Below are 21,022 nucleotides of genomic sequence, written 5' to 3' on the forward strand. Positions count from 1 at the left end.
GAGTGGGAGGCGAACTCGGCTTTGCTCAAGGCGATCTGCACCGACCCTGCGACCGCCGATGCAATTGGGACGCAGGGTGTGCCGCTCGCGAGCTTTCGAATGCACGCGCCCGTCGCGCCGCGACAGGTGTATTGCACGATCGGCAACTACCGAAGCCAGCTTCTGCAAGCCGCCCTCGATGCCGACGATGGTCCGCAGGGTCCGGGCGCCGCCGCGCGCCGGGACGCATTGCTAAACGCCATCGAGGCGCGGCGTCGCGATGGTGCGCCTTACATCTGCCTCAAAGGTCCGGCGTGCGTATCGGGTCCTGACGATCCGCTGGTGATTTCGCCCGACGTCAAGACACTCGACTGGGAAGTGGAGATCGGGGTCGTGATCGGCAAGAGTGTGGCGCATGTCGCGCCAGAAGATGCGCTCGATTGCATTGCGGGCTATTGCATTGTCAACGACCTCACGCTGCGCGATCGCGTCTTTCGACAGGATGTCCCCGCGCTCGCTACCGACTGGCTGCAATCGAAATCGCGTCCTGGGTGGCTTCCGGTCGGACCCCGGATGGTCCCCGCATGGGGGATCGCCGACGTGTCGGCCCTCGGGTTATGGCTGCGTCTGAACGGCGCCGTGATGCAGGACGGGGTTGCCGGCGACATGATTTTTACCATCGGCGAGCAGATTGCCTGGCTCTCGAACTCGATACGGCTGGAGCCCGGGGACCTGATATGCACCGGCACGCCGGCCGGGCTCGGCAGCCACTACGGGCGCTACCTGTGTCCGGGCGACGTTGTGGAAGCGGGCATCGACGGATTGGGCGTCCAGCGTGTGAAATGCGTTGCGCCATCAGGCGGCTGATTGCCGTGTGGTTGAAGGAACAGGCTCGGCGTTATCACGGGTCTGGAATTTGTAGTGGGCAGAAATCTACAACATTTCACAGAGGAGATCATGGTGCAGAAAGGTTCACGACGTTGGGTCGCAGCATTGCTCGTATCCGTCATGCCGTTCGCGGCGCAGGCGCAGGCTGAGCTCGCAAGCGCGCCTGTGCAACGCACGCCGGATACCGCGGCGGTAGCGGCGTCTGCGAGCAAGGCCGAGAGCAAAGCCGACAGCAAGGCCCAGAAGCAGGCACTCAAGGCGCAGAGACAGGCCGAGCGAAAGCAGGCCCGGCAGGTCAGGAACACCGAACTGAAGAAACTGCAGCGAAATGGCTATGGGCCACAGGCAGCGCCTGAGCAGTATCCCGAGAATCTCCTCAATGCCGAGCGCAAGTCCGCGCCTCAGAAAGCGACTCCCGCAGTGCCTGCGTCGTCGAATTGAATCACGCCCGGTTGAACCATCAAGGAGTAGAAATGGAAAGGAGACAATACACGTCCATTGCGAAGGCGCTTCACTGGACGATGGCCGTCGTGATTATCTGCGCATGGATCGCGGGGTACTATTCCAGCACCCTGAGCCTGCCGCAGAAGATCCGGAGTGACAGCATCATGCTGCACAAGTCGATCGCGACGATCACGCTGTTTTTGCTGGCCGCGCGGATTCCGTGGCGGCTTGTGCACGGCGCGCCCGAGGCGTCGTGCGGTGTTCCAACGCTGGAGCGTGCCGCGGCACGTTTTGGACACTTGTTGCTTTATGTCTGCATGCTTGCACTACCGTTGTCGGGATGGCTCTGGAGTTCGGCGGCCGGGTTCAAGATTCCCGTTGCCGGACTGTTCTTCTTGCCGCCATTGATGGACAAGACCCCCGCGCTTGCGCCAATCTTCAAGCAGATGCATATCTATCTGGCTTATGCGATTGCCATTCTGGTCTGCGGCCACGTGTTGATGGCGCTCAAGCATTACTTCATCGACCGTAGCGACTCCCTTGAATCGATGTTGCCTTCGGGGCGAGGGGGACGCAGGGCGGACGAACGGTAGTAGCTGTCTTCCACGGGTTGGTCTGCATCCACAAGCTGTTGCCCGTGCGAGATCAAAATATCAGTGCTCCATCCGTTCGCGCGCCGCGAGCTTTCGCCTGGCATTCGCTGGGCGTTTTTTCTTTTGCCGGATAATGCATAACACTCTTTTACCGTGAGAGCGCTGTAAGTGTCTTCGCATGCGTCCCGAAATGTTGAAGTCTATGCGGTTGACTTGACATAGAGCGAAACTAGCAACGTTCTGACCTAATACTAAGTAGTGCATATCGTGCGCTGACGGGTTTCGAAAGTCTACGAGCGTGAAATTACAAGCTGGTGTCGCGCTACGGGCCCATCGGCAATCAGAATCCGGTCACACGTTGGTGTTTTGGACTCCCTGACGGAACCCGGCCCCGCCGCTGTGTCGATCGTGGTGAGGTTCTTGCCAAAAATTGTCTGTTGAGGAGTATTCCTCACGTCGCAATCGTGCTTGCCGACATGCACCGCAATTGCGTTGCGTTGCGCGTCTTCGAATCAGTGATTCCCCTTCAGACGTGAAGCATATCGAAGCCGTTGCCCCCTTAAACGGGTGTGCCCATCTCGTCTGCAACTAACCGTCAGCCGCATGCTTCTTCGTACCCGGCTGCGCCAGCAATACGTCGGCAGAGAATGCGGACTACGACGGAACCACCATCCAAACTTTTTACCTGGCGGGGTCAATCGCGGCAACTGCGGGGCGATCGTCAGTGCCTGCGACGCGACGCACGGTTTCGGATCGCTATGGGACAGTTAGGTGAGGAACCCCCGCTGTGGCGATCAAAAGCGTAGTTCAATAACAGCGTTACAAGACCATTCGCCGCCGTCCAAGCCTTCGTTCACCGAGGAGCAAGCCGACACAACGCTTTACGGGCAGTGCGACAGACGCGTGACGACCCCAAAGCTGACCGTCAACGCGTCACGCGGGAGATGACGGCTATCAAAGGCAAAGCGGCCGTTACCTGGGATCGGAACAGCGGCTTTACGCCATACAGCGTCGACGCGGCCGACCGTCTCGACGGTCGTGCCAGTCGATGCCTCACTTCAGGGGCGAGACCGAGAGGGATACCGCGTCGAACCGAGGCGAATTGGTGAATAACGCTTCGCCTCGTTCTCGCGTGATGGCAGCGAAACTCGCCCGAATGGCGCATCCCGCCCGGAAGTGGTTGGCTGGTCACGGAGCCCCGAGAGGTTCGCGCCCAGGTTTCGGGGGGCACCTCAATGTGACGGGAACCAGATTGATAGACACGGCGCAGACGGATCACGGTTGGTTAGCGAGTGCCTGAACCAAATTCAGTGCTTGTGAAGAGCCCAGGCCCGTCACATAGTCGTATCCGCCACTAGCGTTGCAGACCGCACCGCAGGTGCCGTTGTTGCCAGTCGTCACGTCGTGGTAGTCGCCCCCATACTCCGATTGTCCGGCCGTATAGAGCCGGTTGTACGTACTGTCGAGGTGCGATTTGCCCGCCGCCGCACGCATCGAATTGGCGATGGCGAACAGTGCTGCCCATTGCGGTGCGCCGGCACTGGTGCCACCGAGCTGGAACCAGCCTGATTGACCTTGATAGGTGACCGAGTCGTAAACCGCAAATCCCGAATACGGATTGCCGTTGTAGCTCACGTCGGGAATGCCACGGTGGCCCGCATACGGAACAGGCCATGCTGCCTGCCCGGACGGCTCCGGCTCGTAGGCGCTCACCCCGCCACCACTGCCACTCCAGGCGGTTTCACCGACGTAGTTGCCATACGCGTCGGAGGATAGTGTTGTGCCGCCAACTGACACGACGTACGGCGACGCCGCCGGGTATTCCACACCATTGCCGCTGTCGCCCGACGATGCGACGAAGGTGACGCCTGAACTCGCGCTGAAATGGCCGTCGAAGCTCCCTTCCGAGCTGAACTCAACGCCGCCGAAGCTCATCGAGACAACGGACGCACCATTTTTGACGGCAACGTCGACGGCCTTCATCAAGTCGCTGAAACTGTTCGATGCGGCCTCGACCAGGATGATCTTCGCGTTCGGCGCGATCGCGTGCGCCCATTCGACATCGAGCGATATTTCAAGCGACCAGCCCGAATCGGTTCTAAGCCTGCTGCTGCTCGCGTAGATCTTCTTGAAGCAGCCGTTCGCGGTGGTACAGGGAGGCAGTGAGAAGGTCGAGTTGAATACACCCAGATCCGACTCGATCTTCGGGTCGTCGTACGCGTCGACAATCGCGATCACCATGCCGTCGCCCTGGTTCGCGATAGTGTCGAAGCCGTACGCGTGCCGTATCGACGTCGGCGTCATTCCAACAACGGACGTGGCGGAGGCACGATGTGCCTTGTTGACGTGAAAAGGCGGGCGCGCAAAGCCCTTCGGCACACGGGTGCCTTCGACGTACGATGAAGATTGTCCGTCGCCCTGGGCGAGCGCAAAAGTGGACACGAAGGCGGGTATGCACACGGTCGTTATCAACATCGACGACAACAAACGGTTCTTCATCCTTTGATCTCCTCGCTAATCAAGTCGTCAACGCAGCACCATCAGTTATAACGGCTTTTGCCGCTCCAACTTTAGAGCCGGCCACCTGAGGGCAGCGGTGGTGAGAACGGGGTTGTCATCAGCCGCCGCACTCACAGAAGTCGCAAAGTTGTCACCGTCCTCGCGTAGTCCCTTGTGATGTCGATCCTCCTGCGATCGAATCCGTGCAGTGGCAATCTTACGGATGACGGTGCGCTCGAGGGTGTGTGATAGCGCGCACTTCGCGCCCGTGACTCGTCCCGCCTTGTCCAAACGGGAGAGACGCGGTGCATGTGTCGACAGAAATAAGTAGGCACCCAAGTCCGCGTTGCCTTTCAAAGGCTCGCCTGGCAAGGCTGGCTCAAACGCGTGTGGTACTTGGAAATTGACGGGTGCGGCGTTTGCAGGATCCGTTGTCACTTGCATGACCGCGTACGAAGTTCGTCAGTGTTGCTTTGAGCCCGACCAGATTCCTGGTACGGCACAATCACTTTCATATCGGTTTGCGGGTTACCTGACCGATGAGCGCATCGGGATGGCGCTCGTCAGAACAGCGGAGTGACCGGCGCGCGAACGACGGCCTGCAGCCGGGCAGCCAACATTCCCACTCATCATGTTGCGGCATAGAGCCCCCGCTTTGACGCGGTTTCAATAAACAGCGGCCCATCCGGCTGGATGGGCCGACGCATCCGAGGTTCCACAAATGCGAATGCGACCCTGAACCGCCGCTTGAGCCGCCACAGCTTCAACGGCAGGTATCGAAGTGATCCGGTCATCCGCGCCGGCGCCTCATGGGTAGCACACGGTTTATTGCAGAAACCCTGCGTTACGCAGTGCTTCCTCAGCGGCCTCATGATCTTGAACGGATGTTCCGCCGGAAACACCGATGCCCCCGACCAGACGCCCTTCGTGAAAGATGGGTACGCCGCCGCCGACCGGCATCAGCCGCGGATGGTGCGCCAGCGGGGCAACGGTAGGTTCGGCCATGTACTGATTCCATTGGTGCGTGGCCATGCCGAATGACGCGGCAGTCCATGCCTTGTCGATGGCGACGTCGGGGTGCCGTCAATAAAAGGATTTTTTCGTACGCTAGGCGCTCAGGGCGTGGGCCGCGAGCGTCGCTGATCGACCCATCTCTGTCACTCACGCCGCGACAGAGAATGACTGGTCTGGGTTCAATATCGGGCAGTCGATATTCGATGTGTGCGAATGGCGCAATGCACGCGCGTTACGACAGGTACACGAGGCCCGTACATCGAAACGACGAAAGCGCGCTCGTCGAGAGGATGGTGCAGCCTACGTACCGTGATTCGAGTTTGGAGCGGAGCGCGCGTCTCGGGATATCGATGACTTCGATAAAGCGATATTGACGACCCTTCTCGCCATAAGTCCGCCCGCTCCCAGCACAACATTTTTCAAGCCTGTTCACGCGACGTGCTAGAGGACGACTAGTCCACATTTCGTAGCGGTCATCTCTGCATGGGGACGGTGACGAAGCCCATTTTCGTCAGACCGCCCGCCTGGGCCGCCGACATCACGTCCGCCACCTTCTCGTATGCAACCTTGCGGTCCGCGCTCAGATGCAGCTCCGGCTGCGGATTCTGCTGCGCAGCCGCGGCGATCTTCGCCTGCAGCGCGTCGTCGGAGATTTTCTGGTCGTCCCACAGCACGTTGCCGTCGGCGTCGATCGACACCGTCACCTGCGCCGGCTTCGTGTCTTCCTTCTGGCTGCTCGCGTGCGGCAGGTCGATCTTCACCGCGTGGCGGATCACCGGGATCGTCACCATGAAGACGATCAGGAGAACCAACATGACGTCGACGAGCGGCGTCATGTTGATTTCGTTCATGAGGCCGTCGTCATCGTCGCCGGCGAAGGGGCTCATTGCCATCGCTATGCCTCCTGCTTAGTTGGCGCGGGACGCGAGCCGAAGACCGTCTCCGCGCTTCGTCGACGACAGGCGCGCGCCCGTCACGAAGAACGCATGAAGGCCGTGAGCGAAGCGGCTCAGCTTGCTGACGAGTGCCTTGTTGGCGCGCGTGAGCGCGTTGTAGCCGAGCACGGCGGGAATCGCGACGAAGAGACCGAAGGCCGTCATGATGAGCGCCTCACCGACGGGGCCCGCGACCTGATCGATCGACGACTGGCCCGTCGCGCCGATGGTCAGGAGCGCGTGATAGATGCCCCACACCGTGCCGAACAGGCCGACGAACGGCGCGGTGCTGCCGATCGACGCGAGAATCGCGAGGCCGCTCTGCATGCGCGCGATGCTGTCGTCCATCGTGTCCTTCAGGCAGCGCGTGACCCAGTCCGACACATCCATGCGGTCGTGCAGATGCGGTTGCGTCTGATGATGATGGTCGGCGGCTTCCTGGCCCGACAGCGCGAGCGCGAGGAATGGGTTTTCAGCCGGCGACAACGTATCGCTGCCGAGCTTCTTCACGCCGTCATTGAAGTCGTCCGAATGCCAGAACGCCTGTTCGGCGTCTTTCGTCAGGCGCTTGAGACGCATGACGTTCCAGCTCTTGATGACGATCACGCTCCACGACAGCACCGACATGATCAGCAGTGCCATCGCGATGCCGCGCGTGACGAAATCCCCTTGTGCCCAGACATGGGCAATACCGTAGGTCTGCATGGCAATTCCTTGTCTTCGTTGAAACCCGTCGCAGCCGATCAGTTCAGGTTGAAGTTGAACGGCTGCGTGTATGCGGCCCGGATCGGCTCGCCGTTTTCGAGATACGGCTTGCACGAGCTGGAATGCATTGCGTCGAGCGCGGCCTGGTCGAGGCGATCGTAGCCGCTGCTCCTTTTCAGTTCGATGTTCTCGATCCTGCCCGTCAGCCCAACGACGAAGTGGATCATGGCCGTCCCCGTCTCGCCGCGTCGGCGCGAAAGGGGGGGATAGTCGGGCTGGACGATGCTGCAGTCGAGGTGCGACACGTCCTTCGGTGCGGACAGCGCCATCGTCGGCTTGCCGACGGCAGGCGCGCCGGGTTCCTCAGGAGCGGGTGCAGCCGGCGCTGGAGGAGCTGGTGGCGCGGGTTGGGGCGCGGCGATCGCGCGCTGCGGCGACGCCTGCGCAACAGGCAAAGGCGTCGGCAGGGGCTTCGGCGTTGGGCGCGGCTGCACCTTCGGCTTGACCTTCTGCGCGGGCACGGGCTTCGGCGGAAGCGGCGTCGGAATCGACTGGATCGCGGCGGGCACGGCGACGGGCGCGGGTCTGATGAGTTCGGCGGTAATCGTGCGCGATTCGATAGGCCGCACGGGCACGTCCTCGTGCATCGTGAACGCGACGGCGAGTGCGACAACATGGCTTACCGCGACGAGCGCAGCGACGACCGCAATCCGTCGTTTCACACGCGAAGCATTATCAATGTTGCGCCAGTACGGTATTGCACTCACTACGATCCCCATCGATTGCCTGCAACCGTGCGACATGAAGCGGATTCGACAGCACGTCTCAAACAGGTGCCTCGATGCCGCGTCGTTCTGAGTTGCATTCAGTGCCCCATCGCGGTCGCACTCTTTGTCTCGCATTCGGCACTGACCTGCTCGCCGTCGCTGAACACAAATGTGAACGGAATCGACATCCCGACCTTGAGCGGCGTTTTCGGCTGTTCGAGCATCACGTGATATCCGCCGGGCGTAAACGCCAGCGTGCCGTGCGCCGGCACGGTCACCTTGTCGACCATCACCATGTTCGACGTGCTGCCGTTGCTCCGGGTCTGGTGAAGCATCGCCGTACCGTAAGCGTCAGTTCGGACGCCGGTCAGATCGACGGGTTGTGCACCCATGTTCATCACGCTGAAATAGCCGCCCGATGGAAGATTGCCCGGCAACAGCCGGATCCAGCAGCCGGACACCTTCACGGATGCGGGCGCCGCCGCAGTGGTTCCCGCGCAACCGCATAGCACGGCTAGCAGAATTGCTCTGAGAGGAGTCTTCATGTTGGTTTCTCCTGAAAAGGAAATGGGCGGTGGCGTCAGGATGCGACCGTCTGCGACGGGCGGCCGAAGATCATCCGGTCGGCGCACCAGACCGCGATGAGCGTGACGCCCATCAGTGGAAAGATCAGACCGAGCAGCACGAGGCCGAGCTTCCAGCCGCGCATCGGTGGACCGGTACGTTCGCGGGCGGGTGCGCCGAGTGCGCCGGCCGGCCGGCGTTTCCACCACATCACGCAGCCGGTGACGGCAAGCGCAGCGAGTCCGAGCGAAAGCGCCGTGCAGACCAGCTGGTTCGCGAGGCCGAAGTAACGGCCCATGTGCAGCGACGTGCCATACGACACGGCCTTTCCTATAGCGCCGTAATCCCCGTAGCGGATGTCTTTCAGAACTGAGCCGCTGTACTGGTCGATGTAGAGCGTGCGTTCGAGCTTCGGGTCCGGCGGGAAATACGACACGGTGTAGACGCCGTCCGGAGAAGCCGGCAACGCGACGTCATAGCCGTCTGTGGGGCCCAGTGCGTGCATCTGCGCGACGACGCGGCCAAGTGGCAACGCTGAAGGCCCGGCATCGTGCGACTGCGGCACCGGTGCGGCGCCGACGGCCCACGGTACCTGCGGCAGCGGCAGATCATCCATCGTCATGCCTGGCATCGCATCCATGCCCGACTCATGAGTCTCATGCGATCCATGCCGGGTTTGCCCATCAGTCGGATGAGATCGGTTGGCCGGCGTTTGCGCGCCCGGCCGTATCGAGTGCAACGGTAACCCGCCCCATGCGCCCGGCGGCGCACCGAGTGCTGCACTCGCCGACAGCGATTTGAACTGCTTGCCCCACGAACTGGTCCACGGCAAACCGGTAATGACGAACGCGAGCGCGCCCACGGCAAGCCAGATGCCGAGCGCCGCGTGCACGCTTTTCCACAGCGGCCGGCCACGCAGCGAAAAGTGCGGCACGAGCGCGCCGCGCAGCGTCGTGCCCGCGCGTGGCCACCATAGTGCGATGCCCGTGCCGATCATGACAAGCGTCCAGCACGCGACCAGTTCCATCAGCAGCTCGCCCGGCTTCCCGAGCAACAGCTTGCGGTGAATCATCCGGTCGACCTGCATCAGGCGGCTCTCGACACTTAGCGTGCCGAGCACCGCGCCGTCGTACGGATTCACGTAGACGCTCTGCCTGTCCCCATCCGGCAACCGGAAGATGAACTCCGCGCTGCGGTCCGCCCGCGACGAGATACGTACCGTCGTCGCGACCGAACCCGACGGCAGCGCGCGACGCGCATTCGCGAGCAACGTGTTCTCGTCAAGGCGCGGCACGTCGCGCGGTTCGACAACGAGCCGGTGCCGATACAGCAGTGGCTCGATCTGCGGCTGGAAGCAGTACAGCGTGCCCGTCAATGCGAGCACGACGAGAAATGGCATGACAAAGAGGCCGGCATAGAAATGCCAGCGCCACAGCGTGCGGTAACCCCGGCCCGTGGTGGTGACGGCGGCCGGTGGCGGGCGCCGGTCGATTGCGGCAGTGGACATGCGATCCCTCCGTTACAGGTGCAGCCGACCCTCGACGTAGAAGGTCCGGCCTGGGTACGGGTGATAGACGAAATAACGCGCATCGAAAATGTTGTCGACGCCTATGCCGATTTCGCTCTGCTTCGTCGGCCGGAATGTGAGCTTCGCATCGGCAACCACGTAAGTGCTGGTGCCGCCGAACACGTCGGGATTCGAATCGGTATTCGTGAGCGTGTTGTACTGGCGCCCGGAATACCGCGCGGCGAGCGTCAGCGCGGCGCGCGCGTCGAAATGGTAGATCGCGGCGACGTTCGCGCGCCACAACGGAATCCGGTAGAAGTACTTGCCCACCGTCGCGGGATTCTGCGCGTTCTCAAGAATCTTCGACTGCGTATAGGCGGCGTTTGCAATCAGGTCGAGGCCGCGCACGAACACGTCCTGCCCTTCATAGCTCGTCTCAACGCCGCGCGAGCGCACCTTGCCGATGTTCTGGAAGCTCGTCACATTCGGAATGACGGTCGTATCGGTCTGGCTGAAGATCGTGTTCTTCACGTCGTCCTGGAACAGCGTCAGGCGGAACACGCCGTTCCAGTGAGCCCATTCCGCAGACAGCTCCTTCGAGAGGTCGTCCTCGGGCTGCAGGTTCGGATTGTTGTTGATAATCGTCGAACCGTTGATCTTCCCCTGGAACAGTTCCCCGACTGTCGGAAAGCGATAGGCGCGCGCGATCGACGCGCGCAGCGTCAGATCGTCGGTGACATCGAACGACAGCGACGCCTTCGGCGAAAAGTGATGCTGGTCCGCGCCCGGATACGGCAAGGTCGTCGCTCCGAGTGCCTGGAACCCGTCGTACGCGCGCCAGTCTTCGTAGCGCAGGCCGTAGACGAACTTCCAGCGCGGCAGGAAGCGCCACGCGTCCTGCGCATAGGCGGCCTGGGTCTGCGTGCGGCCCCTGAATGCATTGGCGAAGCTGCCGGACGCGCCATCGCGCCACGCCGCGGTATTGTAGGTTTCGTTGTCGAGGAAGTAGTTGTCGTAGTGATAGCCGAAGGTCAGCGCGTGGTTTGTCAGGCCCGCCTGAGGCGAAGCCGGGGTGTACGTGGTTTTCAGGTCGAGCGTCTTCCAGCCGGTGCCGTCGCCGAACGTGACGACACCTGGCCCGTTGCCGGGTCCGCCCGCGTTGGCGGTGCGCGCCACGCTGTTCGACACGTCGTAGTAGGACGCGATCGCTTCCGCGTTCCAGCCGGTTGCGTTGTGCGTCTTGAGCCACGCGCCGTACAGCCAGTTTTCGCTGTTGCCGAGGCTCGGCGCCATCGCGGCGGCCGGGATGTTGTACTCGAGGCCGTTGATCGCGACCCTGCCGCTGTACACCGGATTGCCGTTCGCGTCGCGCAGGAACGTCGAGGTTTCGCTGTTGTACGTCTGATGCCAGTAACCGAGGGTGAAGCCGGCCTGCACCGTCGGCGTGAAGTCGTACTGCATCTTCACTTTCAGCTGGTCCTGGATGGTGCGCTCGATCCCTTCGCCGTTCACGCCGAGCACGGCAGTCGGCGCATTGGTCTGGTTGTTGTAGAAGTACGCGCCTGTGACGGGCGTGTCGCCGGGCCTGGCGGGCGTCGTCGATTGCGCGAGCGTCGCGAACTGCAGCGGCTGGCTGGTGTTCTCCAGATGATTGGCGCCGATGAACCATGAAAACCTGCCGATGCGATCGCCGATCGTCGCGCTCGCTTCGGTGCCGTTGAAGTTCTGGTTGACCCCGTACAGATCGAAGTGCTGCGTGAACGCCTTGACGTCGGCAGTCGCTTCGAATTTCGTCGGCATGCGCGTGGTGATCAGCACCGTCGCACCCAGCGAATTGCCGGGATAGAGCGCGGAGTAAGGGCCATAGATCACATCGACCTGCTGGATCTCGTCCGGAAACACCATTGACCAGCGCGGCGGGAACGAATAGCTGTTGCCAAGCAGATTCGACAGCAGCAGCCCATCCGCATAGACGAGGCCGCGCGCGCTTTGCACATTGCTTGTACCGCGCACCGCGATGATCGAGTTCAGGTCGCCGATGAAGCGTTTGCGCACCGCGAGGTTCGGCAGATATTTGAGCGCGTCTTCGGTATTGACCACGTTCCGGTTGTCGAGCTGCTCGCGCGTGACCGTTTCGGTCGTCGCGGGCAGGTTCGGATCGACGACCGGGCGATAGCTCCCGGCACTGCTCGCGGTAATGGAGACAGCCGGCAGCTCGTTGTCGGCAGGCTGCGTGTCAGCTGTTGCGGCGGATGAAGCTCCAGTAGGGGCGGCGCTCACACTGGGCGTCTGTGCGGCGGCGGGAGGCACGGCGAGCGTAAGCGGCAAGAGCCCGAAGGCGGCGTGGCGCATCCGCGCACGCGTGCTACGGCGAAGACTTCGCAAGGCGAAGTACAGCATGAGATTTTTTCCTGTGCGTATTGGTGAACAGCCGCAGCGAACGGCGACGCGCGCCTTCAACAGGCGCGTGCCAGTTCGGCGTGCAGCGAACGACGATCAGGAAAAAACAGGTGGGGCCCGTGGGCGGCCAGATGGGAAGGCACCGAGTGGCGTAAAGCGCGTAGATAGCGCAGCGATCGCGGTCACGACCGGCAGCAGAAGGACGGGGGCTACGGTCGGCGGAACCGGCGGCGGCGCCGCGTGGGTCGCGAGCAGATCGCAATAGCCGCACGCGGAGAGCAGATCGCCCGCGTGATGGCTGCCACTGTCCGTCTGTGTAGCGGAACAGAGCACCGCGACGGGTTCAGTGGCGCGTGCTGACGTCACCAGCTGGCTCACGACCGGCACGAACGTGACGAGGCACATGGCAAGTATGCCAAGCCATGTGCTGAGTCGTCGACGGGCGTGAAAGGTCATGAGGCGATGAATCCGTGAGTGGGCGAAGTTTAGCACTGGTTTTGTAAGGGAGTTGAACACTCCCTGCTGGCTTCCGGCTCCGTGCACCGCGAGGCGCGGGCAGGCGAGTCATCAATACGGGCAAGCGGGGCCAGCGCCAGGGTCAGTAGTGTCGCAAGCAGGATGGCGGCGATGTCCAGGACTGGCACGGATGGGACTGCGATCGCCTGCTGCGCCACGATGTCGCAGTAATCGCATACGCGGAAGCTGTCGGGAAACGTGTACTGCCTGGCACCTTCGCCTTTGACGGCAGAGCAGTTGGCCGCGACCGGTTCGGGCGACTCCGCCAGTTCGAGCAGTTGACTCGCGAGCAGCGCGAACACCATCAGCCACATGGCAATGATGCCAGGCCATGCGACGGAGTGTCTGCGAGCGCGAATAGTCATGATCGCCCCACGAGCATGCTCGTTAATCGATAACCCCGGTCGCGCAACACACATTACCCAGCGCAACGCTGAAAGACAGGCTTTCTGCGTACATGCGTGCGCACAAGGGCTCAGGCAGGGCTCTGGCGTTAGCCACAGAAGTACGTGTGCCGTGCCAGTGTGCGCAGCCCGGTCAGTTGGGCTAACGCTCACGCCCTGCGCTCTCGGGGTGTACGGCCATTCTAGGTTGATCGGGGAAGCCCGAGAATGTGGGCATGCCCGCGACAGGTATGGGTGGAGTTCCCCAATGTGTGCAGCCGCCAAAGGGATCGCGTTCGCGGACAAATGACGGATCGCACACGAACGCAGGCAAACGGCGACATGCACACGACATGAACGGAAAGCAACGACTGGGCGAGTAGTGGATGCGTCACCGCGCGCAGATCAACCTCGGCACACTGATCGCGCCGGGCATCCGGGCTGGCTGGATGGCGTGGCTCACACGTCCGGCCGAACACGTCGCGCCGGCCACGTCCGCCATGCCCGTCACGTCCACAGTCTGCCGGGTACGCGCGTGACGTCAGGCCGACGGACGCTTCGGCGTCTTTTTTTCGGGCGATAATCGTCCGGCGTGGGTTGCCGCAAGGCATTGATAGGGAATATGGTGAGGCGCGAGTCGAGTCCATAGCTGTGCCCGCAACTGTAAGCGCGAAGTCCAGCATCCGTATGCCACTGTATCGTTCGGGAAGGCGATGCCAGACGTCGACGCGCAAGCCAGGAGACCTGCCCGCGCCCGGAATGCTGCGAGGTGTTCCGGCCGGCGCCGCCCTCATCGGGCGGCATAACCAGCATGCGAGGACAATTCATGCAACGGCCTGCTTTCTCCCATCTTTTCGACGACGGTCCGCACACGCTACGCGGCAAGATCTCCACTATTTTTTCTCTGCTGATCGCAGCCAACATCGGTGTCTGGATCTGGGCACTGACTGCGCTGCACGGACGCTCCGCACTGATCGGCACCGCGCTGCTCGCCTATGCCTTCGGCCTGCGTCACGCGGTCGACGCCGACCACATTGCGGCCATCGACAACACGACGCGCAAGCTCATGCAGGGCGGCAAACGGCCTGTTGCCGTCGGCTGTTTCTTTTCGCTGGGGCACTCGACGATCGTCCTCGCCCTGTCGGTCGCGGTCGCATTTGCAGCCGTTACGCTGAATGCGCGCTTCGAGGCCCTCAAGTCCGTTGGCGGCGTCATCAGCACATCGGTTTCAGCGAGCTTCCTGCTCGTGCTGGCCATCGTGAATGTGATGATCCTCGTCTCGGTCGTGAAGACGTTCCGGCGCGTGCAACGTGGCGAGCGTCTCGTCGAGGAAGATCTCGACATGCTGCTTAACAGGCGCGGCCTTCTGTCGCGGATCTTTCGCCCGCTGTTCAGGCTGGTGTCGCGCAGCTGGCACATGTATCCGGTCGGCTTCCTGTTCGGCCTCGGGTTCGATACCGCGACCGAGGTTGCGCTGTTCGGCATGTCGGCCGCACAGGCAGCCGACGGCATGTCGCTCGGGACCATCCTGATCTTCCCGGCGCTGTTCACCGCGGGCATGTGTCTCGTCGATACGGCCGACGGCGTGCTGATGCTCGGCGCCTACGGATGGGCGTTCATGAAGCCGGTGCGCAAGCTGTACTACAACATCACCATCACCCTCGTATCGGTCGTCGTGGCCGTCCTCATTGGCGGCATCGAAGCGCTGGCACTGGTTGGCGACAAGCTCGATCTCAAGGGCGGCTTCTGGGATCTGGTTGGCGCCGCGTCGGACAACTTCGGTCTGCTCGGCTATGCCGTGATCGGCATTTTCGTGTTGAGCTGGCTGGCATCGGTCGCAGTCTACAAACTCAAGCGATATGACGAAATGCCCGTCAATTTGGGCTAAGGGTTATCGCCGCGTTATGGCCACGGGCGAACGTGCGCCCGTGGCATAATCGCGTGCATTCGAGATCCGCAATGACATAACCCCACAGGCCAATGCGAAGCCGCTTTTTCCGGATAACCGGCAGCTTCCTTGGATTGCTTGCAATCCTGATGGCCACGCTCGCACCAACGGTTTCGCAAAGCCTGTCGTCCGGGCGACAGCTGGACGCCGTATCGGGTGTGTTCTGCTCCGCGCAGAACCGCTCCGACCTTGCGGGTTCCGACCATTCGTCGCTGCCCGAGCATGCAGTCCACTCGCAGGCATGCGCGTATTGCGGGCTGCTCGCCCACATGCCGGTGTTACCGAGCGGGACCTCGGCGTTTGTGCCGACGGATTGGACCACTCAGTCTGCGGGAACGCCCCTTTTCCAGACGCCTCGCAGCGTTTCGCCCTTTACTGCGGCACAGCCGCGCGCGCCTCCACGTTCATCCTGATTGAGCCTGCCAGGCGGCGACGCAAGTGCCATTGCATCGCCGCGTCCTCGCGAGGCCTTTCACAGGCCCGCGAGCACGTACACGCGACCCTTACAAGGATTGAACCATGTGCGCCATTCCTGCACGCGGCCGCATGCCGCTGCTTGCGGCTCTGATTGCCCCTGCCGCCGCAGTATTTCCGCTTCTTTTGCCCGCGATTGCGACAGCCCACTCCGTGGCCGGTAACCGTGTTTTTCCGTCAACGATGGCGGTCGATGACCCCGGCGTCGGGGACGAAGTCAATTTCGAATTCGGCCACGCGAAGTCGCAGACCGACGACGGCGACGATCTCAACACCAATACGACGTCGCTCGAATGGGACAAGCTGATCACCCCCAATTTCGCCGTTTCCGTGCTGGGGACCTATGTCAACATCAACGCGCCGAACGGCGGCTCGGCGCGAGGCTTCGATAACTTCGCGGTCGGTGTCAAATACCGCTTCTACGTGAATGACGCGCACGAATTCATGGCATCCATCGGCGCGACGGCAGAGCTGGGCGGTACGGGCGCAAAGTCGATCGCCAATCCGCACTCGGCAATCACGCCGACGCTCTATCTCGGCAAGGGATTTGGGGACCTGCCGGAGAGCCTGAAGTATCTGAGGCCAGTCGCCATCACGGGGACCATTGGCCCGCGCCTGACGATGAACAGCGCCGATCCCAATTCACTGGAATGGGGCGTTACGGTGCAATACAGCCTGCCTTACCTGCAGAATTTCGTTCACGACGTCGGGCTCAAGGCCCCGTTCAGCAACCTGGTCCCGGTCGTCGAGTTTCCGATGAGCACCTGTACCGCCGGCCCCTGTTCGGGGCATACGACCGGGAGCATCAATCCCGGCGTGATCTGGCTCAACAGGTGGGGGCAACTGGGCGCAGAAGCAGTGATTCCAGTCAACCACGCAAGCGGCAAGGGCGTAGGTGTCCTGTTCCAGGCCCACCTGTTTCTGGATGACGTGCTACCCAACTCTCTGGGCAAGCCGATTTTCGGCAAGGGGGAATAGCGATGCGCGCATTGCACCGGCTTCGGCGCGGCTCACGCATGGCCGTCGTCGCGATGGGTATCCTGATGGCGTCGGCGGCATTCGCCCATGTGTTCCCGCAGAAACAGTCGCCGTCGGCGGGCGCCGAAGTGGCGTCGCCGGCAGGCGTCACCATCGTGTTCGATGGACCGCTCGAACCCGCTTTCAGTTCGCTGAACGTCAGCAATTCGACGGGCAAGCAGGTGAGCACCGCCAGGGCGGAGATCGACCCGAACGACAGGACGTCAATCCATCTCGTATTACCGCCGTTGCCGCCTGACACGTACACGGTGCATTGGGTGGCCGTCGCATCGGACGGGCATCGCACGCACGGCGATTATTCGTTCAAGGTGAAGTAATGGACGCGGCGACAGTGTCCGCATCGATCGTGATCGCTGCCGTCGCTGACGTGTCGTTTGCGTGCTCTGTGGGCACCTGTCTCGCTGTGCTGATGCTGGACAAGGCGGCGCCGCTCATGCGTCACCGGCTGCAGTGCATCGCCGCTGGCTGTGTCGTGACGCTGATCGTTGCCGACGCCGTCAACCTGCTGCTGGAAGCCGCATTGATGAGCGGGGCGCCGCCGCGTGCCGCTTTCACGGTGCTGAAGCCGGTTCTGACCCAATCGCATTTCGGCGCGGTGTGGTCAGGCGGGTTTGCGGCCTTGATCGTCTGGGCGGGGTCGCTTGTCAGGGCGCGGGAAAGCGGATGGGCGATGCAGATGGGGGTCGCGCTGTTTGCCGCAGCTGCCTTTGCGTTCAGTAAAGCAGCCTCCAGTCATGCAGCCGACGCGGGCGACTTTGCGTTACCGGAGTGGGTCCACTGGGTGCATCTGTGCGCGACCGCGACATGGGCGGGGCTCGTAATCGCGAGCGGCCTGTATGTGTTGCCGATGCTGCGCGACCACGCGGATGCCCAGACCGTCGCCCACTTCGCCGGCCATCTGTCCGCGACTGCCACCCTTGCCTTGGCGGCAGTCCTGATGAGCGGCGCCTACAACGCTGATCGCGGGCTCGGCGGCTCATTGATGCGGCTCACGCACAGCGACTGGGGATTCATCCTGGACGCAAAGCTGGTGCTAGTTGGAGCGGCAATGGTATTGGGCGGCATTAACCGGATTGTCTATTTGCCGCACGTTCGGCGCGATGCGTCGGGCAGCGCCGTGAACACATTCCAGGTCATCCTGAGGATTGAGGCCATTACCATGCTCGGTGTGCTGTCTGCCGCCGCCATACTCGCGCACACTGCACCAGGTTTGAGCATGTTTCTGGACTGAAGACACTACGCGTGAACTGGCAGTCACGCGTCGCGGTCACCACAGGCGAGCGTCGGAACGGACCGAGCCGTTGACAGATTTATTTCGCACCGCCCAAACCCTTGCTCAGCGAGGTTCTAACCCCCGGGGTAAGCGCTGTGATTGCCAATTGACACATATATCGTCGGAACAGTGTCACTTTTAATACGGTCTACGGCAGATGCGGCCGGAAATTGAAGCTACGATGTATCCGGACAGGGGAGGCCGTTCACTGCATCGTATCGACGGCCTCGAAAAATGCCTGTCGGGCAGACGGGAGATCGAAACATGAAACAGGATATTGCACGCCAGGCACTCGTCGCCACCGCCCTGGCAAGCCTTGCAGTCGTGGCGCCTCAAGCTGTGCATGCCGAGAAGAAAGTGCAATGCTATGGCGTCGCAAAGGCGGGGCAGAACGACTGCGCGAGCAAGACGGGGGTGCATGGCTGCGCAGGCGAATCGAAGGTCGACTACGACAAGGGCGACTTCAAAAACATGCCTGAAGGTACCTGCAAGAAAATGGGTGGCACGGTCGGCACCTGATCCCGCGCTTTGTCCGATGCAGCCGCGAAGGTCCCTACGATGACCGAACATCCGAAAATCGCGGCGCCGCTGGGCGTCGGTGTCGGGTTGCGTCACGCGCACTACGCGGACTTTCTCGATGCGGTCCCTGCCGTCGACTGGATCGAAGTCCATAGCGAAAACTATTTCGGCGATGGCGGATACGACCTGCATGTGCTGGAGACGGTGAGGCGAGATCTCCCCGTCAGCCTTCATGGCGTCGGTCTCGGGCTGGGCTCGACGCCGCCGCTGGACACCGTGCATGTCGGCAAACTACGGCGCCTTGTCGACCGCATCGAACCGGTGATCGTGTCGGAGCATCTGTCGTGGAATGCTTCGGCATCCGGCTATGTCAATGACCTGCTGCCGTTGCCGCTTACCGGGCTGGCGCTCGACCACCTGTGCACACGCGTCGATGCGCTGCAGGAAACGCTCGCCCGGCGCATTCTGCTCGAAAACGTCTCGGCATACGTGCGCTTCAAAGCGGACCAGTACAGCGAAGCCGCGTTTCTCGCCGAACTCGCGCGCCGCACCGAGTGTGGCGTGCTGCTGGATATCAACAACCTCTACGTCAATCAATGCAATCACGCGGAGGATGCGATCCACGCGATGAACGAACTTCCGCCGAAGGTTGTCGGTGAGATTCATCTTGCAGGGCATAGCGTGACTGATATCGCTGTGATCGACGATCACGGCTCACGCGTGGCACCGGAAGTCTGGGCACTTTACGAGTACGCGCTCCAGCGTTTCGGTCAGCGTCCCACGCTGATCGAATGGGACACGAACGTCCCGCCACTCGCAGTTCTGCTCGATGAAGCGGACAAGGCGCGCACGCTCTGGGTGAGCGCTGCCCGCTTACCTGGTTTCGCGTGTCCAAACGCGGGACCTGCGCAATGAGCACTCCATTCAACGACATCGAACGGGCGTTTGCCGATGCCATCCGCGATCCGCAAAAGGAGTCCGCGCTACTCGAAGAACTGTCGACTGAGCAACCCATTGCAGCGCGCCGTCTGGCTGTATATCGCGGCAATGTACAGACGCATTGGCACGCCGCATTGACAAACGCCTATCCCGTGTTGCTCGCGCTGACGGGTGAACGCTATTTCTCGACGCTTGTCCGCGCATACGCCTACGCCTGGCCGTCGCGCAGCGGCGATCTGAACCAGTTCGGCGAACATCTGGCCGACTTCATTGACAACTGGGAACGCGATTCGCACTATCCATATTTCGGCGATGTCGCGCGACTCGAATGGGCCATTCACACGGCCTGGTACGCGACCGACCCGAGCGCGCTCAGTGCCCAGCAGTGGCAGCACATCGGCAGCGAAAGGCTGCTGGGCAGCCGACTGGCGACACATCCGGCTTGTGCCGCGATTCATTCGCGTTACGCGATTGCTGACATCTGGCGCGCGCACCAGCTTGGGGGGAGCATTCCGCTGTGCATTGATGCGCCAACATCGGGACTCGTTGTACGTCCGCGGTGGCGACCCTTTGTCATCGATCAGAGCAGTGCAGCACACGCGGCATTCATGGCGTTGCAACACGGTCGAACTCTGAACGAGGCAATCGACGTCGCGCTGGCTCTCGATACCCGATTCGATATCTCATCGCAACTCCAAAGCTGGATCACGGTCAGCGCGGTTACCGGCCTCGCGATATAGCGGCAGATATGTCCGGCGGTCCGGTGTCGAAGTGGAATCGGACGGTCGTAGAAGGAAAGCGAGTGGCAGCAACTGGCCGTTCTCTGTCACTGACGACACGTGAAACGGGCCTCCGGCCTGTACTCCACGACCTGTACGACACGCGAAAGGGCGCGCGGCGTGGTGAAAGGGGGAAGACCGAAGTCTTCCCCTCGCTACAGCTATGCAGCCTTCCCGGGTTACACCGGAACCCAACCACGCAACCGGTCCTGATCTTCACGTGCGGGGCCGACCGACAACATGATTCGCACCGAACCGTCAGCGTTCCGGGTGCGCTGGCCTCTCAGTCTCAACTCGCCAGCGGCTATCGCAGCTTCGTCGGAAGGCGGTTCGTCCCTGAACATCGGCAACAACGACAGCCAGCCGCTGTATTCCGGTTCGGCGACCTCCTTCGCATATGCGCAAGCCCGAAGCTCGCCGACGTAGTGAACGTCTGTCGATCCAAAGGCAAGACAGAGCAGATGCTCGCCGTCTATGCCAACCCCAAGTGAAGCAATGACGGGCATCACAGCTTCAGCCGTCCGGACAGATCCCATCATGAGCGGCTTGCTGATCGGACCACTGAGGTTGACCCGGTTCAGCGGACCGATCTGCAGTCAGAGATTGAATGTGATTTAGCCTCCATTGGGCGTTGAGCAGCGGGTTGTCCACGGACGGGCAGCGGGGCGCTTCTCTCGCCCATGACGCTGCCCGGCGGTGGGCAACCCGCGATGCGATGTCGGTTGATGTGGCGCATGCAGGTTTTCAAATTCGAGCGGCGAGCAATAACCGATGCTGCTGTGCAGGCGGCGTATGTTGTACCAGCCTTCCAGGAATGAGAACACACGTCGACGCGCCTGTTCATGCGTTGCGAAGTGC

At 61.9% G+C, this 21,022-nt stretch carries 24 protein-coding genes and 1 riboswitch; of the genes, 12 read left to right on the plus strand and 12 right to left on the minus strand.

Going from position 1 to position 21,022, the window contains the following annotated elements:
* Positions 1-21 precede the first annotated feature (21 nt).
* The 3 genes from GCT13_RS32890 (at position 22) to GCT13_RS32900 (ending at position 1,904) form a co-directional block, all read left to right on the plus strand.
* Positions 22-846: a fumarylacetoacetate hydrolase family protein gene (locus GCT13_RS32890; RefSeq protein WP_227747125.1), complete on the plus strand. Its 825-nt coding sequence runs from the start codon at positions 22-24 to the stop codon at positions 844-846.
* Between the two features lie 141 nt (positions 847-987).
* On the plus strand, positions 988-1,308 hold the full coding sequence (locus GCT13_RS32895; RefSeq protein ID WP_227747126.1) for a hypothetical protein: 321 nt from the start codon (positions 988-990) through the stop codon (positions 1,306-1,308).
* Between the two features lie 32 nt (positions 1,309-1,340).
* Positions 1,341-1,904, plus strand: coding sequence for a cytochrome b (locus GCT13_RS32900; protein ID WP_152765438.1), 564 nt, complete (start codon positions 1,341-1,343; stop codon positions 1,902-1,904).
* Between the two features lie 1,275 nt (positions 1,905-3,179).
* On the opposite strand, the gene GCT13_RS32905 is transcribed toward GCT13_RS32900, so the two are convergent.
* From GCT13_RS32905 to GCT13_RS32950, 10 genes are all read right to left on the minus strand, one after another.
* The gene (locus GCT13_RS32905; RefSeq protein WP_152765388.1) at positions 3,180-4,403 is read right to left on the minus strand and encodes a S53 family peptidase; all 1,224 of its coding nucleotides are present in this window, start codon (positions 4,401-4,403) and stop codon (positions 3,180-3,182) included.
* 825 nt (positions 4,404-5,228) lie between these two features.
* Positions 5,229-5,468, minus strand: a complete 240-nt coding sequence (locus tag GCT13_RS32910) for a GlcG/HbpS family heme-binding protein (protein ID WP_321574782.1) — start codon at positions 5,466-5,468, stop codon at positions 5,229-5,231.
* Between the two features lie 422 nt (positions 5,469-5,890).
* Positions 5,891-6,310 (minus strand): ExbD/TolR family protein, encoded by a 420-nt coding sequence (locus GCT13_RS32915; RefSeq protein WP_152765391.1) that lies wholly within the window; start codon positions 6,308-6,310, stop codon positions 5,891-5,893.
* A gap of 15 nt (positions 6,311-6,325) precedes the next feature.
* Complete coding sequence (locus GCT13_RS32920; RefSeq protein ID WP_152765394.1) at positions 6,326-7,057, minus strand: MotA/TolQ/ExbB proton channel family protein; 732 nt, start codon at positions 7,055-7,057, stop codon at positions 6,326-6,328.
* Positions 7,058-7,095: 38 nt separating this feature from the next.
* Positions 7,096-7,836: an energy transducer TonB gene (locus GCT13_RS32925; protein WP_152765397.1), complete on the minus strand. Its 741-nt coding sequence runs from the start codon at positions 7,834-7,836 to the stop codon at positions 7,096-7,098.
* Between the two features lie 86 nt (positions 7,837-7,922).
* Positions 7,923-8,369, minus strand: a complete 447-nt coding sequence (locus GCT13_RS32930) for a copper chaperone PCu(A)C (protein ID WP_152765400.1) — start codon at positions 8,367-8,369, stop codon at positions 7,923-7,925.
* A 35-nt stretch (positions 8,370-8,404) separates the two neighbouring features.
* Positions 8,405-9,895 carry a PepSY-associated TM helix domain-containing protein gene (locus GCT13_RS32935; protein ID WP_152765403.1) on the minus strand — a complete coding sequence of 497 codons (1,491 nt, stop codon included), beginning with the start codon at positions 9,893-9,895 and terminating at the stop codon, positions 8,405-8,407.
* A 12-nt stretch (positions 9,896-9,907) separates the two neighbouring features.
* A complete protein-coding gene (locus GCT13_RS32940) occupies positions 9,908-12,247 on the minus strand; it encodes a TonB-dependent receptor (protein WP_152765441.1) in 2,340 nt (779 codons plus the stop codon).
* 144 nt (positions 12,248-12,391) lie between these two features.
* Complete coding sequence (locus GCT13_RS32945) at positions 12,392-12,751, minus strand: DUF2946 domain-containing protein (protein ID WP_152765406.1); 360 nt, start codon at positions 12,749-12,751, stop codon at positions 12,392-12,394.
* Positions 12,752-12,780: 29 nt separating this feature from the next.
* A complete protein-coding gene (locus GCT13_RS32950) occupies positions 12,781-13,125 on the minus strand; it encodes a hypothetical protein (RefSeq protein ID WP_152765410.1) in 345 nt (114 codons plus the stop codon).
* Between the two features lie 455 nt (positions 13,126-13,580).
* Here GCT13_RS32950 and GCT13_RS48640 point away from each other — a divergent pair, with 455 nt between their 5' ends.
* From GCT13_RS48640 to GCT13_RS32990, 9 genes are all read left to right on the plus strand, one after another.
* Positions 13,581-13,733 carry a hypothetical protein gene (locus tag GCT13_RS48640; protein WP_193727813.1) on the plus strand — a complete coding sequence of 51 codons (153 nt, stop codon included), beginning with the start codon at positions 13,581-13,583 and terminating at the stop codon, positions 13,731-13,733.
* A gap of 38 nt (positions 13,734-13,771) precedes the next feature.
* Positions 13,772-13,960: riboswitch (cobalamin riboswitch) on the plus strand.
* 60 nt (positions 13,961-14,020) lie between these two features.
* Positions 14,021-15,082 carry a HoxN/HupN/NixA family nickel/cobalt transporter gene (locus GCT13_RS32955; RefSeq protein WP_152765413.1) on the plus strand — a complete coding sequence of 354 codons (1,062 nt, stop codon included), beginning with the start codon at positions 14,021-14,023 and terminating at the stop codon, positions 15,080-15,082.
* A 149-nt stretch (positions 15,083-15,231) separates the two neighbouring features.
* Positions 15,232-15,555, plus strand: a complete 324-nt coding sequence (locus GCT13_RS32960; protein WP_407670897.1) for a DUF2946 domain-containing protein — start codon at positions 15,232-15,234, stop codon at positions 15,553-15,555.
* Between the two features lie 106 nt (positions 15,556-15,661).
* Complete coding sequence (locus GCT13_RS32965; protein ID WP_193727814.1) at positions 15,662-16,594, plus strand: hypothetical protein; 933 nt, start codon at positions 15,662-15,664, stop codon at positions 16,592-16,594.
* A gap of 2 nt (positions 16,595-16,596) precedes the next feature.
* Complete coding sequence (locus tag GCT13_RS32970; protein ID WP_152765419.1) at positions 16,597-16,971, plus strand: copper resistance CopC family protein; 375 nt, start codon at positions 16,597-16,599, stop codon at positions 16,969-16,971.
* Positions 16,972-16,985: 14 nt separating this feature from the next.
* Complete coding sequence (locus GCT13_RS50975) at positions 16,986-17,885, plus strand: CopD family protein (RefSeq protein WP_193727815.1); 900 nt, start codon at positions 16,986-16,988, stop codon at positions 17,883-17,885.
* Between the two features lie 306 nt (positions 17,886-18,191).
* Complete coding sequence (locus GCT13_RS32980; RefSeq protein WP_152765424.1) at positions 18,192-18,446, plus strand: BufA1 family periplasmic bufferin-type metallophore; 255 nt, start codon at positions 18,192-18,194, stop codon at positions 18,444-18,446.
* A gap of 39 nt (positions 18,447-18,485) precedes the next feature.
* Positions 18,486-19,361 (plus strand): MNIO family bufferin maturase, encoded by an 876-nt coding sequence (bufB, locus tag GCT13_RS32985; RefSeq protein ID WP_152765427.1) that lies wholly within the window; start codon positions 18,486-18,488, stop codon positions 19,359-19,361.
* Positions 19,358-20,125 (plus strand): HvfC/BufC N-terminal domain-containing protein, encoded by a 768-nt coding sequence (locus GCT13_RS32990; protein ID WP_152765430.1) that lies wholly within the window; start codon positions 19,358-19,360, stop codon positions 20,123-20,125. Before bufB ends, GCT13_RS32990 begins: the two co-directional genes overlap by 4 nt.
* Positions 20,126-20,343: 218 nt before the next feature.
* On the opposite strand, the gene GCT13_RS32995 is transcribed toward GCT13_RS32990, so the two are convergent.
* Positions 20,344-20,703: a hypothetical protein gene (locus GCT13_RS32995; protein ID WP_152765433.1), complete on the minus strand. Its 360-nt coding sequence runs from the start codon at positions 20,701-20,703 to the stop codon at positions 20,344-20,346.
* Positions 20,704-20,778: 75 nt separating this feature from the next.
* Positions 20,779-21,022, minus strand: a 244-nt coding sequence (locus tag GCT13_RS49700) for an IS3 family transposase (protein ID WP_407670898.1), incomplete at its 5' end; no start/stop codon positions are given.

It is taken from the genome of Paraburkholderia franconis (assembly GCF_009362735.1).
In the GTDB taxonomy this organism is placed as follows: domain Bacteria; phylum Pseudomonadota; class Gammaproteobacteria; order Burkholderiales; family Burkholderiaceae; genus Paraburkholderia; species Paraburkholderia franconis.

Bases quoted from the DNA above. Each gene is read 5' to 3' on its own strand.
- GCT13_RS32905 (WP_152765388.1), bottom strand. From the start codon at position 4,403: ATGAAGAACCGTTTGTTGTCGTCGATGTTGATAACGACCGTGTGCATA.
- GCT13_RS32940 (WP_152765441.1), bottom strand. From the start codon at position 12,247: ATGCGCCACGCCGCCTTCGGGCTCTTGCCGCTTACGCTCGCCGTGCCT.
- bufB (WP_152765427.1), top strand. From the start codon at position 18,486: ATGACCGAACATCCGAAAATCGCGGCGCCGCTGGGCGTCGGTGTCGGG.
- GCT13_RS32970 (WP_152765419.1), top strand. From the start codon at position 16,597: ATGCGCGCATTGCACCGGCTTCGGCGCGGCTCACGCATGGCCGTCGTC.
- GCT13_RS32950 (WP_152765410.1), bottom strand. From the start codon at position 13,125: ATGTGGCTGATGGTGTTCGCGCTGCTCGCGAGTCAACTGCTCGAACTG.
- GCT13_RS32955 (WP_152765413.1), top strand. From the start codon at position 14,021: ATGCAACGGCCTGCTTTCTCCCATCTTTTCGACGACGGTCCGCACACG.
- GCT13_RS32935 (WP_152765403.1), bottom strand. From the start codon at position 9,895: ATGTCCACTGCCGCAATCGACCGGCGCCCGCCACCGGCCGCCGTCACC.
- GCT13_RS32990 (WP_152765430.1), top strand. From the start codon at position 19,358: ATGAGCACTCCATTCAACGACATCGAACGGGCGTTTGCCGATGCCATC.
- GCT13_RS32945 (WP_152765406.1), bottom strand. From the start codon at position 12,751: ATGACCTTTCACGCCCGTCGACGACTCAGCACATGGCTTGGCATACTT.
- GCT13_RS32920 (WP_152765394.1), bottom strand. From the start codon at position 7,057: ATGCAGACCTACGGTATTGCCCATGTCTGGGCACAAGGGGATTTCGTC.
- GCT13_RS32965 (WP_193727814.1), top strand. From the start codon at position 15,662: ATGTGCGCCATTCCTGCACGCGGCCGCATGCCGCTGCTTGCGGCTCTG.
- GCT13_RS32900 (WP_152765438.1), top strand. From the start codon at position 1,341: ATGGAAAGGAGACAATACACGTCCATTGCGAAGGCGCTTCACTGGACG.
- GCT13_RS48640 (WP_193727813.1), top strand. From the start codon at position 13,581: ATGCGTCACCGCGCGCAGATCAACCTCGGCACACTGATCGCGCCGGGC.
- GCT13_RS32960 (WP_407670897.1), top strand. From the start codon at position 15,232: ATGGCCACGCTCGCACCAACGGTTTCGCAAAGCCTGTCGTCCGGGCGA.
- GCT13_RS32930 (WP_152765400.1), bottom strand. From the start codon at position 8,369: ATGAAGACTCCTCTCAGAGCAATTCTGCTAGCCGTGCTATGCGGTTGC.
- GCT13_RS32895 (WP_227747126.1), top strand. From the start codon at position 988: ATGCCGTTCGCGGCGCAGGCGCAGGCTGAGCTCGCAAGCGCGCCTGTG.
- GCT13_RS32995 (WP_152765433.1), bottom strand. From the start codon at position 20,703: ATGATGGGATCTGTCCGGACGGCTGAAGCTGTGATGCCCGTCATTGCT.
- GCT13_RS32915 (WP_152765391.1), bottom strand. From the start codon at position 6,310: ATGGCAATGAGCCCCTTCGCCGGCGACGATGACGACGGCCTCATGAAC.
- GCT13_RS32925 (WP_152765397.1), bottom strand. From the start codon at position 7,836: ATGGGGATCGTAGTGAGTGCAATACCGTACTGGCGCAACATTGATAAT.
- GCT13_RS32980 (WP_152765424.1), top strand. From the start codon at position 18,192: ATGAAACAGGATATTGCACGCCAGGCACTCGTCGCCACCGCCCTGGCA.